This window comes from Lentzea sp. CA-135723, from assembly GCF_050936595.1.
GTDB lineage: Bacteria > Actinomycetota > Actinomycetes > Mycobacteriales > Pseudonocardiaceae > Lentzea.
The window spans coordinates 2,503,453-2,516,789 of the sequence record NZ_JBNJMK010000001.1; the positions used below are offsets into that span (position 1 = coordinate 2,503,453).

14 protein-coding genes are annotated in these 13,337 nt (G+C 69.2%); 10 read left to right on the plus strand and 4 right to left on the minus strand.

Annotated features, from left to right (window positions below; translation table 11 throughout):
* Positions 1 to 57: 57 nt before the first annotated feature.
* From adh to ACQEU1_RS10450, 6 genes are all read left to right on the plus strand, one after another.
* On the plus strand, positions 58 to 1,581 hold the full coding sequence (gene adh, locus ACQEU1_RS10425) for an aldehyde dehydrogenase (protein ID WP_433198769.1): 1,524 nt from the start codon (positions 58 to 60) through the stop codon (positions 1,579 to 1,581).
* Positions 1,581 to 1,931: a DUF779 domain-containing protein gene (locus ACQEU1_RS10430; protein ID WP_433198771.1), complete on the plus strand. Its 351-nt coding sequence runs from the start codon at positions 1,581 to 1,583 to the stop codon at positions 1,929 to 1,931. Before adh ends, ACQEU1_RS10430 begins: the two co-directional genes overlap by 1 nt.
* Positions 1,932 to 1,940: 9 nt before the next feature.
* Positions 1,941 to 2,795, plus strand: coding sequence for a hypothetical protein (locus tag ACQEU1_RS10435; RefSeq protein ID WP_433198773.1), 855 nt, complete (start codon positions 1,941 to 1,943; stop codon positions 2,793 to 2,795).
* The gene (locus tag ACQEU1_RS10440) at positions 2,792 to 3,634 is read left to right on the plus strand and encodes a hypothetical protein (RefSeq protein WP_433198775.1); all 843 of its coding nucleotides are present in this window, start codon (positions 2,792 to 2,794) and stop codon (positions 3,632 to 3,634) included. The genes ACQEU1_RS10435 and ACQEU1_RS10440 overlap by 4 nt, the downstream gene beginning before the upstream one ends.
* Before the next feature lie 70 nt (positions 3,635 to 3,704).
* Entirely contained in the window at positions 3,705 to 4,976 is a 1,272-nt protein-coding gene (locus ACQEU1_RS10445; protein ID WP_433198777.1) for a hypothetical protein, read from the plus strand.
* Between the two features lie 94 nt (positions 4,977 to 5,070).
* On the plus strand, positions 5,071 to 5,457 hold the full coding sequence (locus ACQEU1_RS10450; RefSeq protein ID WP_433198779.1) for an SgcJ/EcaC family oxidoreductase: 387 nt from the start codon (positions 5,071 to 5,073) through the stop codon (positions 5,455 to 5,457).
* Here the strand turns inward: ACQEU1_RS10450 and ACQEU1_RS10455 are convergent.
* The 3 genes from ACQEU1_RS10455 to ACQEU1_RS10465 form a co-directional block, all read right to left on the minus strand.
* Entirely contained in the window at positions 5,454 to 6,470 is a 1,017-nt protein-coding gene (locus tag ACQEU1_RS10455; RefSeq protein WP_433198781.1) for a chitinase, read from the minus strand. The genes ACQEU1_RS10450 and ACQEU1_RS10455 overlap by 4 nt on opposite strands.
* A gap of 653 nt (positions 6,471 to 7,123) precedes the next feature.
* The gene (locus tag ACQEU1_RS10460) at positions 7,124 to 8,068 is read right to left on the minus strand and encodes an SDR family NAD(P)-dependent oxidoreductase (protein ID WP_433198783.1); all 945 of its coding nucleotides are present in this window, start codon (positions 8,066 to 8,068) and stop codon (positions 7,124 to 7,126) included.
* Complete coding sequence (locus ACQEU1_RS10465; protein ID WP_433198785.1) at positions 8,065 to 9,009, minus strand: SDR family NAD(P)-dependent oxidoreductase; 945 nt, start codon at positions 9,007 to 9,009, stop codon at positions 8,065 to 8,067. The genes ACQEU1_RS10460 and ACQEU1_RS10465 overlap by 4 nt, the downstream gene beginning before the upstream one ends.
* A 108-nt stretch (positions 9,010 to 9,117) precedes the next feature.
* Here ACQEU1_RS10465 and ACQEU1_RS10470 point away from each other — a divergent pair, with 108 nt between their 5' ends.
* Entirely contained in the window at positions 9,118 to 9,690 is a 573-nt protein-coding gene (locus ACQEU1_RS10470; protein ID WP_433198787.1) for a TetR/AcrR family transcriptional regulator, read from the plus strand.
* Here the strand turns inward: ACQEU1_RS10470 and ACQEU1_RS10475 are convergent.
* Positions 9,611 to 10,096: a GbsR/MarR family transcriptional regulator gene (locus ACQEU1_RS10475; RefSeq protein WP_433198789.1), complete on the minus strand. Its 486-nt coding sequence runs from the start codon at positions 10,094 to 10,096 to the stop codon at positions 9,611 to 9,613. The genes ACQEU1_RS10470 and ACQEU1_RS10475 overlap by 80 nt on opposite strands.
* Positions 10,097 to 10,161: 65 nt before the next feature.
* Between ACQEU1_RS10475 and ACQEU1_RS10480 the strand changes: the two genes are divergently transcribed.
* Genes ACQEU1_RS10480 through ACQEU1_RS10490 form a run of 3 tightly spaced genes read left to right on the plus strand, consistent with a single transcriptional unit; the run spans position 10,162 to position 13,336 of the window.
* Positions 10,162 to 10,692 carry an FAD-dependent oxidoreductase gene (locus tag ACQEU1_RS10480; RefSeq protein ID WP_433198791.1) on the plus strand — a complete coding sequence of 177 codons (531 nt, stop codon included), beginning with the start codon at positions 10,162 to 10,164 and terminating at the stop codon, positions 10,690 to 10,692.
* An 11-nt stretch (positions 10,693 to 10,703) separates the two neighbouring features.
* Positions 10,704 to 12,218 carry an alkaline phosphatase D family protein gene (locus ACQEU1_RS10485; RefSeq protein ID WP_433198793.1) on the plus strand — a complete coding sequence of 505 codons (1,515 nt, stop codon included), beginning with the start codon at positions 10,704 to 10,706 and terminating at the stop codon, positions 12,216 to 12,218.
* On the plus strand, positions 12,215 to 13,336 hold the full coding sequence (locus tag ACQEU1_RS10490) for a hypothetical protein (RefSeq protein WP_433198795.1): 1,122 nt from the start codon (positions 12,215 to 12,217) through the stop codon (positions 13,334 to 13,336). The genes ACQEU1_RS10485 and ACQEU1_RS10490 overlap by 4 nt, the downstream gene beginning before the upstream one ends.
* Position 13,337: the final 1 nt, after the last annotated feature.

Genomic DNA, 13,337 nt, shown 5'->3' on the forward strand with positions numbered 1-13,337 from the left:
AAACGTTGCCGGTTCTACGTTCGCCGCCTGTTCGCAACGACGCGGGAGGCAGGGCGCATGGCGAAGTACGCGGCTCCAGGACAACCGGACAGCGTGGTCACGTATCGCGACCGGTACGACCACTTCATCGGAGGCGAGTACGTGCCGCCCGCCAAGGGCCAGTACTTCGCGAACCCCACCCCGGTGACCGGTGAGGACTTCACCGAGATCGCCCGCGGCACGGCCGACGACGTCGAACGCGCGCTGGACGCGGCCCACGGCGCCGCCCGCGCGTGGGGCAAGACGTCGGTCGCGGAGCGCGCCAACGTGCTGAACAAGATCGCCGACCGGATCGAGGCCAACCTCGAGATGCTCGCGGTCGCCGAGACGTGGGAGAACGGCAAGGCGGTGCGCGAGACGCTGGCGGCCGACCTGCCGCTCGCGGTCGACCACTTCCGCTACTTCGCGGGCGCGCTGCGCGCCCAGGAGGGCGGCATCTCGCAGATCGACGAGGACACGGTCGCCTACCACCTGCACGAGCCGCTCGGCGTCGTCGGGCAGATCATCCCGTGGAACTTCCCGATCCTGATGGCGGTCTGGAAGCTCGCGCCCGCGCTGGCGGCGGGCAACGCCGTGGTGCTCAAGCCGGCCGAGCAGACGCCGGCGTCGATCCACGTCCTCATGGAACTGATCGCCGACTTGATCCCGCCGGGCGTGCTGAACATCGTCAACGGGTTCGGCGTCGAGGCGGGCAAGCCGCTCGCGTCGTCGCGCCGCGTCGCGAAGGTGGCGTTCACCGGTGAGACGACCACCGGCCGGTTGATCATGCAGTACGCCAGCGAGAACATCATCCCGGTGACGCTGGAGCTCGGCGGCAAGTCCCCCAACGTGTTCTTCGCCGACGTCGCCGCGCAGAAGGACGCCTTCTACGACAAGGCGCTCGAAGGCTTCACGATGTTCGCGCTGAACCAGGGCGAGGTCTGCACGTGCCCGTCGCGGGCGTTGGTGCAGAGCGACATCTACGACTCGTTCATGGCCGACGCGGTCGAGCGCACGAAGGCGATCAAGACGGGCCACCCGCTCGACACCGAGACGATGATGGGCGCGCAGGCGTCCAACGACCAGCTCGAGAAGATCCTGTCCTACATCGACATCGGCAAGCAGGAAGGCGCCCGCGTCCTGACCGGCGGCGAGCGCGCGGACCTCGGCGGCGAGCTGTCCGGCGGCTACTACGTGACGCCCACGATCTTCGAGGGCGACAACAAGATGCGGATCTTCCAGGAGGAGATCTTCGGCCCGGTCGTCTCCGTGGCGCGGTTCTCCGACTACGACGACGCCATGAAGACCGCCAACGACACGTTGTACGGCCTGGGCGCGGGCGTCTGGTCGCGCGACGGTTCCGTGGCCTACCGCGCCGGCCGCGACATCCAGGCGGGCCGCGTGTGGGTGAACAACTACCACGCCTACCCGGCGCACGCGGCGTTCGGCGGCTACAAGCAGTCCGGCATCGGCCGCGAGAACCACAAGATGATGCTCGACCACTACCAGCAGACCAAGAACCTGCTCGTCAGCTACTCCCCGAACGCCCTGGGCTTCTTCTGATGCCCCGCGTCGACCTGACCCCTGAGGCCGCGGACGTGCTCCGCGGCCTCAGGGCCGACCACGGCGACCTGATGTTCCACCAGTCCGGCGGCTGCTGCGACGGCTCCGCCCCGATGTGCTACCCGCTCGGGGAGTTCCGCACCGGCGGCTCCGACGTGCACCTCGGTGATCTCGCCGTGGACGAGTTCGTCGTTCCTGTGTGGATGTCCGCGGCGCAGTTCGAGTACTGGAGCCACACGCACCTCACGATCGACGTGGTACCGGGCCGTGGGAGCGGTTTCTCGCTGGAAGCACCGCTTGGAATACGTTTTCTGGTGCGCTCTCGACTGCTGACCGACGAGGAGCTCTAGCATCTGCGCATGACCGTCCAATGCGGATGCTGCGGAGCCGAGATCACCTCTACGGACCGCATCGACTACAGGTTGAACCGTCCGGAGCAACTGCTCGGCGTGCCGGCCGACCGGCTCGGCGCGCCCACCGGCGGCCTGCTCGTCGGCCCGGACGGCGCCTCCTACCTCCGATGCCTGCTCCCGGTTCGGCTGACCGGCGGAACCGAGATCGTGTTCGGCGCGTGGACGCGGATCAGCAAGGTCGACGCCATGTACGCGCACGCCGTGTGGGACAACGACGACCAGTACGCGAACCTCCGCGTGGCCGGCACGTTCGCGAACGTCATCAAGCCGTGGGACGTCTTCGGGGCCTCTGTCGAGGCCGCCGTGCTCAACACCGACGAGCTGCCCTACTTCACCTCGCACCCGTTGCTGGAACGGGAATGGGACCGCGACGAGGTGCTGTGCCGCATCCGGCACCCGTTGCCCGTGCCCGTCCGCGAGACGCTCGGCGAGGTCTGGTCCATCGAACGCACCGAAGGCATGCGCTGCGTCGTGGACGGCCGCACGGTCAGGTTCACGAGCCCGGACCGCCGCGTCTCCCTCGACGTCTACGCCGACCTCACCGGCGGCAGCGTGAGCGACTTCCTGGGCGCGGTCCTCGACGGCTACCCGGCGAGCGCCGAACACTCGGTCACGCACGACGGCCCTGAGCTGCGCCACGCGTTCTGGCTGAGCGAGGTGATCGACGGCCACGAGGAACAGGTCTTCCACGCGCACGTGGTCCGCCCCGGCACGATGATCTCCGTGCGCTGCGTCCACCGCTACCCCGTCGACCGCGCCTGGGCGCAGCACGTGCTCAACAGCGTCCGGTACGTCGGGTGACGGCCTGCGCCTGCTGCGGCGCGCTCGTGGACGAGTCCGGCGCGCTCGACCTCGACCTGGGCCTGCCGCCCGGCGTCGTCTCGCCGTCGCTCGCGGCCCGGGGCAACGTCCTGTTCGCCGGTCCCGACGCCTACGTCCGCTGCGTGCTGCCCGTGGAGCTCACCGGCGACCTCGAACTGTGGTTCGGCGCCTGGATGCAGGTGTCGCCGGCCGCGGCCGAGCACGCGGCGGCCGTGTGGGACGGCCCCGGCTACGCGTCGCTGAAGTTCACCGGCACGTTCGCCCACGACCTCAAGCCGTGGGAGGGCCTGCGCGGCGTTCCCGTGACCGCCGAGGTCCGCGAGCCGGAGGACCTGCCCGAATACGTCTCGCACCCGCTGCTCGGCACCGCCGCGGACCGCGACGAGGTGCTCAGCGGCTACCTGGTGGCCCTGCCGATCTCGATCCGCCAGAAGCTGCCCGGCACGTGGAGCATCGAACGCACCGCGGGCCTCACCCCGCACGTCCTGGAGGAGGGCCTGCGCTTCGCCGGTCCGGGCCGCGCGGTCTTCGTGGACGTCCGCCGCGCCCAGGGCACGCCCGCGGCCCAGTTCCTGGAGATGGCCCTCGACGGCGCGCCCTCCGTGCCTCCGGCACAACGGTTCTCGGTGCAGGACGGCGTGGAGCTGAGGCACGCCCTGTGGCTGGAGTCCGCTTCCGGCCAGCACGAGTTCCACGGTCACGTGGCGCGGTTCGGCGAGATGCTCGTCGTGACGTGCGTGCACGACGATCCCGCCGACCACGCGTGGGCCCGGCACGTGCTGAACAGCGTCCGCTTCCAGCGCGTGACTCGCTCGTAACGTCAGGGAAATCCCAAGTTTGTGCGAGTGAACTGGACCACTTATCCGGGCGGAATGACTATTCCCACCCATGAACGTCCTGCTGGCATTCGCACTCACCGCGAGTCTCTCGTCGCCGGTGCCGCTCCCCCCGACCGCACCGTGCCCGGAGAACGTCCCCGCCGGCACCACCTGCTACGAGGGCCGGGACCCCAACGGCGCGTACTACACGATCGCCGTGCCGAAGAAGTGGAACAAGACGCTCGTCGTGCACTCGCACGGCGGCCCCGACCTCGGCGACCCCACGCCCGAGCGCACGCGTGACGACCTGAACCGCTGGGCCGTCATGGTGAAGGAGGGCTACGCGTGGGCGGGCACCTCGTACCGGCGTGGCGGCTACGGCACGCGGATGGCGGCCGAGGACACCGACAACCTGCGCAAGATGGTCGTCGGCATGCTCAAGCCCTCGAAGGTCTACCTCCACGGCCAGTCGTGGGGCGGCAACGTCGCGGCCAAGACCATCGAGCTGTACAAGGGCTATGACGCGGCTCTGCTGACGAGCGGTGTGATGGCGGGCGGTTCGCGCGGCTACGACTACCGCGTCGACCTGCGCGTGGTCTACCAGTACTACTGCGGCAACCACCCGCGGCCGTCCGAGGCGCAGTACCCGCTGTGGCAGGGCCTGCGTCCCGGTTCCACGATGACGACGGCCGGCCTGCGCAGCCGCATCGAGGAATGCCTTGGCGTGGCGGGAAGTCGCACGGCCGAGCAGCAGCAGAAGCTGAACGACATCCTCGCGGTCACCAAGATCCCCGAGGAGACCCTGAACTCGCACCTGAACTTCGCGACGTTCACGTTCCGCGACATCGTCCACAACCGACTGGGCGACCGGAACCCGTGGAGCAACGCGGGTGTCGTCTACAAGGGTTCGCACGACGATGCCGCTTTGAACAAGGGCGTCGAACGCTTCGCCGCCGACCCCGCCGCGCGCGCCGAACTCGCGTACGACAGCGACCTGACCGGCAAGATCGACATTCCCGTGCTCTCGGTGCACGCGATCGGCGACCCGACGGCGTTCGTCGAGCACGAGTCGGCCTACCGCGACACCGTTTTGAAGGCGGGCCGCTGGTACAACCTGGTGCAGACCTTCACGACCGAGGCCACGCACAGCGCGTTCAGCGACTCCGAGTACGCCGCGGCGATGCAGTCACTGGCGGCCTGGGAGAAGTTCGGCCTGCGCTCCAACCCGTTCCTGATCTCGGCGGCCTGCCCCAGCCACGACCGCAAGTACGGCACCGGCTGCTTCTACAACCCCTGGTACAAGCCCGCGTCCTACGAGTCCAGGGTCGCACCCCGCAAGTGACCCTTCCTGAGACCGGCTCGCGCACCGCCTCCTCCTGGCGGTGCGCGAGCCGGGCCTTGACCTCCACCAAGCTGGAGGTACAACGCTCTTCGCCATGAGCGATCTTTCCGACATCGAGAACCTCGTCGCCACCGTCCAGCACTCGCAGCAGAACGAGCTCGCGGAGGAGTTCATCGACCTCTTCCGCTCCGACGCCATCTGGACGACCGCCCACGGCAAGCGCCTCACCGGCAAGGACGAGATCGCCTCCTTCACCCGCCAGGTCCTGCCCGGCGCGACGAAGGAGGCGACCGCCACCTACGAGGTGGCCCACGTCCTGTTCATCCGGCCCGACGTGGCGGCCGTCAAGATCCGCCAGCGCCCGGTCCGCCCCGACGGCACGGTGATCACCGACCAGAACGAGGGCTCACCGCTCTACGTCCTGTCCAAAGAGGACGGTGCCTGGCGCATCGCCGCCGGCCAGAACACCATCGTCCTCTAGCGTCCCTGCAACGACTTCACCTTGTCGCCGAAGGTCCAGTTCTTGGAGCCGTCCCAGTTGATCGACCAGGTCATGAGTCCCTTGAGCTGACCGCCGAAGCTGTTCCAGGCCTGCCCGACGAGCGTCGGGTTCATGTACCCGCCGCCGGCCCCGGGTTGCGCAGGCAACCCGGGAACCTGCTTGTCGTACGGCACCTTGATCGTGGTCCCCTGCACGACCAGCCCCTTGTTCAGGCACTGGGTCTGCGCCACGAACCCCTGCACGGTGCCGGCCGAGTAGCTGTCACCACTGCACCCGTACATCGACCCGTTGTAGTACTGCATGTTCAGCCACCACAGCCGGCCGTTGTCCGCGTACTTCTTGATGATCGGCAGGTACGCACCCCAGATCGACCCGTACACAACGCTGCCACCCGTCACGTACGCGGTCTCGGGCGCCATGGTGAGCCCGAACCCCGCCGGCATGGCCGCCAGCACGCCGTCGATGATGCGAATCAGGTTGGCCTGCGACGCCGACAACTGGCTGATGTTGCCGCTGCCCACCAGCCCGGTCTCGATGTCGATGTCGATGCCGTCGAAGTTGTACTTCTTGAGGATCGGCACCACCGTGGCGACGAACCGGTTCGCGACGGCGGTGGAGCTCAGGTCGATCCCCGCCGCCGCACCCCCGATCGACAGCAGGATGGTGGCACCGTTCGCCTTGGCCGCACACATCTCGGCAGGCGTCGCCACCTTCACGCCCGCGTCCATGCCGTCCTCCCACAGCACGGTGCCGTCGGACCGGATCACCGGGAACGCCGCGTTGATGACGTTGTAGCCGTGCTGCTTGATACGACTGTCCGTGATAGGCGTCCAGCCGAACGGCGGGTGCACGCCGTTGGACGCGCCGTCCCAGTTCTCCCAGTAGCCGTGCAGGACCTTGCCGGCCGGGCGGGGCTTGAGGGCGCAGGTGTCGGCCGCCTGGGCGGTGGCCGGGACGAGCAGGGTGCTCATGAGCAGAAGCAGGGCGGTCATTGCCCTCAGCAACATGCGGGCAGACATTCGCTCACCTTTCGCTTACAGGCGGCGACCCGCTGTCATTGAAGCACGAAATGGTCCAGACCTCTAGCGGGTGCGGGGAAGGCTGCCGGGACTGGAAGGGATGGGGCTGGGTCAGGCGGGGTGGAACGGCGGGCAGGCGGGATGAAGCGGGGATTGGGGCGAGGTCGAGCGGCGGGCGGGGGTCGAGATCAGGGCGAGGTCGAGCGAGCTGCTGGCAGGACGGGCGGGTCGGCAGGTCTGCGGGCGTGCGGGCCGGGCAGAGCGCGCACCCTGCGGGAGGGGCGAACGCGGGGTGGGTGGGTGCCGAGGCGGGCGGGCGCGAGTTGGCAGCGACCTCGGCGGAGGCCCCATCTGGGCGGGAGCGGAGGACAGGAAGGGAGACGGGCGGCTTCGTGCGGCGAGAAGGCATGGGCCGGGTGCGCGCAGGCGCGGAGGCGTTGCCTGGGCAACAACTCCGCGCCTGGTTTAGCGCTGTGGCCGAGTGTTCGGCGGTGGCTTCGCGCTTGGGTTGGCACCATGGCCGGATCCGCGATGGCTGCTTCGCGCTTGGGTTGGCGCTGTGGCCAGAGGCGTGCCGGTGGCTTCGGCGCTTGGGGTGTGCGGCTGGCGCGTCGCGGGGCTTGTGGTTAGGGGTGGAGCGGGGTCCAGAGGGTTTCTTCTGTTTGTTTCCAGAGGCGGGCCGCTGACTCCTGGTCCTGGGTGTACGGGGCCTGGCCTCGGGTTTGGTTGTCCGGGGTGGTGGGGAGGGCCTCGTTGCAGTCTTCGAAGTACTTGCCGGAGACGTTCGCGAGGTGTGGGGTGGTGGCCACTACCAGGGTGGTGGCTGCGCCCTGTTCTGGCGTTTTGGTGCGGCGGGTGGTGGCTGCGCCCGTTTCGCGGATCTTGGCTTGGAGTTGTTCTGCCGTCAGGTGGCGTTGGAGGTTGGTGGCGATGCTGCCCGGCATCAGGGCGTTCATGGTGATGCCTTCTGGGAGCCAGCGGGTGGCTGCTTCTACGCCGAAGAGGATGTTCGCCGTTTTGCTTTGGCCGTACGCCTGCCAGCGGTCGTACTCGCGGCGGGTGTAGTGGGTGTCCTCGAAGTCGATGTCGCTCATCAGATGGGCCGAGGAGCTGACGTTGACCACTCGGGCGCCTTCGGCTCGCAGGGAGTTGAAGAGGCCTGTGGTGAGGGCGAAGTGGCCGTAGTGGTTGGTGGCGAACTGGAGTTCCCAGCCCTCCGGGGTTCTGGTCAGCGGGGTGGCCATGACGCCCGCGTTGTTGACGAGCAGGTGCAGCGGGCCGTCCCAGTTGCGGGCGAAGGCCTTGACCGAGGCTGGTGAGGCCAGGTCCAGGTGGGCCGTGGAGATGGCCTTGTTGCCGGTGGCCCTGGTCAGGGCGGTGGCCACGCGCTGGGCCGCGTCCTGGTCTCGCGCGGCGATCGTGACCTCGGCGCCTGCGGTGGCCAGGGCGCGGACGGTCTCCACGCCGATGCCGGAGGCGCCGCCGGTGACTACGGCTCGGCGGCCTGTCAGGTCTACGTCGGCCACCACTTCCAACGCGGTGGTGTCGAAGCCGTACTCGGTGGTGATCATGCTTGCACCTTCAGGGTCTCCTCGGAGAGCTTCCACAGGTGGGAGGCGGACTCCGGGTCGGTGGCGTAGGCGGCGAGGCCGTTGGTCATGCCGGGCTCGTTCGGAACGGCCTCGTTGCAGTCCTCGAAGTAGAGGCCGGAACGGCCCTCGACCAGCGGCGAGACGGCCAGGACCAGGGTGGTCGCGGCGCCCTGCTCCGGGGTCTTGAGCTGCAGCGGGTTGTCACCGCCGCGCAGGCGGATGCGCGCCTGCAGCTCCTCCTGCGAGATGTGGCGCTGCAGGGCGGTGAGGATGCCGCCGGGCATCAGGGCGTTCATCGTGATGCCGTCGGACGACCAGCGCCTGCCGGCCTCGACGCCGAAGAGGATGTTCGCGGTCTTCGACTGGCCGTACGCCTGCCAGCGGTCGTACTCGCGGTGCGCGTAGTGGACGTCGTCGAAGACGACCGGGCTCGAGAGGTGGCCCGACGAGCTCACGTTCACCACGCGTGCCCCCTCCGCGCGCAAGGCCTCGAAGAGGCCCAGCGTCAGCGTGAAGTGGCCGAAGTGGTTCGTCGCGAACTGGAGCTCCCAGCCCTCCGGCGTGTGGGTCAGCGGGGTGGCCATGACGCCCGCGTTGTTGATCAGCAGGTGCAGCGGGCCGTCCCACGCGGACGCGAAGGCCTTCACCGACTCCTGCGACGTCAGCTCCAGCGGAGCGACGAGAACGGCTTTGTTGCCCGTGGACGCCGAGACGGCCGCGGCGACGCGCTGACCGGCCTCGACGTCACGGGCCGCGATGGTGACCTCGGCCCCGGCGGCGGCGAGGGCCCGCACGGTCTCCACGCCGATGCCCGACGCCCCACCGGTGACCACGGCGCGACGGCCGGACAGGTCGACGCCCTCGACGACCTCGAGAGCCGTGCTCCCGAACCCGAACGGGGTGGTGATGCGCTCACTCATCTGATTTCCCCAACCTGTGTCGTACACTGAAACGGAGGTTCCTCCGGTTCGAGTTCCACCGTAAACGGAGGAACCTCCGTTTCGCAAGTGACGTACCCCATAGGAGTGATGAACGTGCGTGCCGACGCGGTCCGGAACCGGGGACTGCTGATCGAGGTGGCGCGCGACGCGTTCACCCATCAGAAAGACGCGACGCTCGGCGCCATCGCCAAGCAGGCGGGTGTCGGGATCGGCACGCTCTACCGGCACTTCCCCACCCGCGAAGCGCTGATCGAGGCCGTCTACCGCGCCGAGCTGGAGAAGCTCTGCGACGCCGCGCCCGAGCTCCTGGAGGCCCACGCCCCCGAGGTCGCCCTGCGGGAGTGGATGAACCACTTCATCGGCTACATCAACGCGAAGCACGACCTGAAGGACGCGCTGCAGGCGGTGTTCGCACTGGGCGTCAACCCGTTCGAGCACAGCCGCGCCAAGCTGATCGAGGCCATCACCCTGCTGCTGACGCCGCTGCGCGCCACCGCGGCCCCGCTCGACGTGATGACGCTGGTGGTCGCCGTCTCCCAGAACGACGACGAGGATCAGGCCGGCAGGCTCCTCGACCTGATCATGGCCGGGATACTCCACGGCGCTGAGACTCGGCCCGCTGAGCTTCGAAGCGCTCCACCAGCACCGGCGCCTCGTTGAGCAGGAACTCGTAGAAGTCCCGCATGTACGCGAGCCGGTCGCGCGCGCGACCGGCCCCCACCGCGTCGACCCCCTCGTCCACGGCCCGGAGCACCTCGTCCACCACCGAGTGCTGACGCGTGTACAACGTCGTCCAGGCGTTGTCGCGCATGCGGAAGTGCTCCCGCCTGCTCCCCGCGACGTGCACCCGCTCGATCAGCCCCATCTGCGCGACCATCCGCACCGCGCCGGACACCGACCCCGCGCTCACCCCGAGCTCGGCGGCGAGATCGGCCGCCGTCAGCGTCTCCTGCTCGGAGAACAGGAACGCCGCCAACGCGCGCGCCCCCATCCGCTGCATCCCGACGCCGACCAGCGTGAGCGCCAGGCGCTCGGCGGCCTCCCTGCGCTCTGTCTCGCCCGTCACAGCCACCCTGTCTTCAGAAATTTCTGAACGTTCGCTAGCCTCGATCCTAGGGGAAGGGGCTGGTCATGGCCACAGGACTCAGCGGCAGCGCACTCGTCGTCGGAGCCGGGATCGCCGGCCTCGCCACCGCGCTCAGGTTCGCGCGCAGCAAGTGGGACGTCACCGTGCTCGACCACGGCACCCACCAGCCGGTCCCGCTCACCGGCCCCGACCGGCACGCCGCGCGCCGGCTCGCCGCGCTCCCCCACGGCCTGCGCTACGAGACCCGCACCAGCAGGGTCACCGGCCTGCACCCGGACCGGTTCGGCGTCACGGTCACCTTCCACGACCACGAGGACGAGTGGTTCGACGTCGTCGTGTGCGCCCACCCCTGCTGCGAGGCGGAACGATTACCCGGCCTCTGCCTGGAATCCTGGTCCCGCGACCACGTCGCCCTGCTCTACCGCGCCGTCCGCGACACCGGCCTGCCGCTCAGCGCCGCCGAACTGCTCGCCGACGCGTTCGACATCCACACCGACGACCGCACGGCTTTTGCTTGGTGGGAAACCACTCTGAAGCCACACGCGATTAGGCGGGCCTTTACCCACGCCCGGTAAGCCTGCTTGTCATGACCACGTTACGGAGACGCACGTTCATCGTGGGCGGCCTCGCGGGAGCGGGCGCCGGTGTCCTCGTTCCCAGTCTCGCCAACGCGATCGGCTACCCGTTCACCCTGGGTGTCGCGTCCGGCGAACCGGCCGCGGACGGGTTCGTGATCTGGACCCGCCTCGCCCCCAACCCCCTCAACGCCGACGGCCTCGGCGGCATGCCGAACACCGGCACGGCCGTCGAGTGGCAGGTCGCCACCGACGAGCGCTTCACCGCGATCGCCCGCTCCGGCACGTTCACCACCGCCCAGGCGAGCGCCCACTCCGTGCACGTCACCCTCACCGGCCTCGAACCGGGACGTGAGTACTGGTACCGGTTCCGCACCGGCGGCCACATCTCCCCCGCCGGCCGCGCCCTCACCGCACCCGCCGTCGGCACCCAGCCCGACCTGACCATGCTCTTCGCCTCGTGCTCGCACTACGAGGAGGGCTACTTCACGGCCTACCGCCGGATGGCCGAGGAACAACCCGACCTGATCCTGCACCTCGGCGACTACATCTACGAGGGCGCCGCCAGCACCACGAGGGTCCGCAGGTTCGTGCCCGCCACCGAGATCAGCACGCTCGCGAACTACCGCGTCCGGCACGCCCAGTACAAGACCGACCCGGACCTGCAGGCCGCGCACGCCACCGCGCCGTGGCTGGTCGTCTGGGACGACCACGAGGTGGAGAACAACTACGCCAACCTCGTGCGCAACGACAGCACGCCCGCGGGTGACTTCAAGGCCCGCCGCGCCGCCGCCTACAAGGCCTACTACGAGCACATGCCGCTCAGAAGCGCCCAGGCACCGACCAACGAGAACATGCTGCTGCACCGCAGGGTCCGCTGGGGCAGCCTCGCCACGTTCCACATGCTCGACACCCGCCAGTACCGCGACGACCAGGCCTGCGGCGACGGCACCAAGGTCTGCCCGGAGGCCGACGCGGCGGCCCGCACGCTCACCGGCAACGCGCAGGAGACCTGGCTGACCGACGGCCTGCGCCAGAAGCTCGGCACCTGGGACTTCCTGGGCCAGCAGGTGTTCTTCGCGCAACGCCTCGCCGCCGCCGACGGGTCCAAGAGCATGGACGCGTGGGACGGCTACACCGCCAACCGCGCGCGCATCCAGAACGCGTGGGACACCAACGGGAACAAGGGCACGGTCGTGCTCACCGGCGACGTGCACCGCAGCTGGGCCGCCAACCTCATGCAGAACTACGGCACCCAGAACCGGATCATCGGCACCGAGCTCGTCACGACGTCGATCACCTCCGGCGGTGACGGCAACGCCGCCGACACCGGCCTCAACCCGACGCTGAACCCGCACGTCAAGTACTTCAAGAACCTGCGCGGCTACGTGAAGACCCGCACCACGTCGGCGCAGATGAACGTCGACTTCCGCGCCGTCGACAAGGTCACCGTGCGCGACTACCCGGTCAAGACCGTCGGCAGCTACGTCGTCGAGGCCGCCAACCCCGGATTGCAGGCGCCGTGAAGACACTCCTGATCGCGAGCCTCCTGCTGGCACCCGCCCCCATGACGTGGTCCACGGTCAACAGCGACTCGACCGGCGACCAGGACAACGCGTCCGTTTCCACGTCCCGCAACGGCTACACCGCCGTCGTGTGGGAGGACGACCGCGACACCACCGCCCCCGAGGACCCGGTCCACTCCGACGTCTGGATCCGCCTCTACAAGGAGGGCGCGCCGGTCTACGAGAAGAAGCTCTCCACCGGCGGCACCGGCACGTGGCGGCACTGGCAGCCGGACGTGTCGGTGCGCGAGGACGGCAGCGCCGTCGTCGTGTGGTCGGAGGACCCGGACGGCAACGGCTACTACAACATCGCCGTGCGTTCCGTCAGCGCGACCGGGACCGTGTCGGGTTCCGGCACGGCCAACGCCAACGCGGACGGCCAGCAGTACTTCCCCAGCGTGGCAGCGGATCCGGACGGTCCCGGCTTCGCCGTCGCGTGGGAGGACAAGCAGGGCACCGCCGCGCCCACCGTGCGGGTGAGCATGTTCGCGTCGATCAGCTCGAAGTCCTACGAGGCGCTGGTCAACAACGCCGGCGGCACGCACGCCAAGCCGCAGGTGGCGATGGGCGCGGCCGGCAACGCGGTGATCGTGTGGGAGGCGGACGCGAACGTCGCCCGCAAGACCGTCACCCCGGCCGGCACCGTGAAGCAGGCGCAAACCACGACGGGGCAAGGAAAACGCCCCGCCGTGGCGGCCAACTTCAACGGCGACTTCGCCGTCGCCTGGGAGCAGTCGGGCGTCCGCGTCCAGTCGTTCACGGCCTCAGGCACCTCGCGCGGTGCCGTGGCCGCCACGACCGGCGCGGACCCCCAGGTCGGCATCGACGACCAGCTCGGCGTCGCGGTGACCACGGCCGAGGCGTCGGACGTCCACACCAGCGTCTACAACCCCGACGGCTCGACGACCGGCCGTCCCGCACGGCAGCTCACGGTCTCGACCGCGACCGGCAGGCAGGACGAACCGGCCGTGGGCGTCGACCCGTGGGGCCGTGTCACCGTCGTCTACACCGACGACAACGACGGCAACGGGTTCGACCAGATCTACCTGGGCACCGGCCTGAGCACCCAGCAGTGGTGAC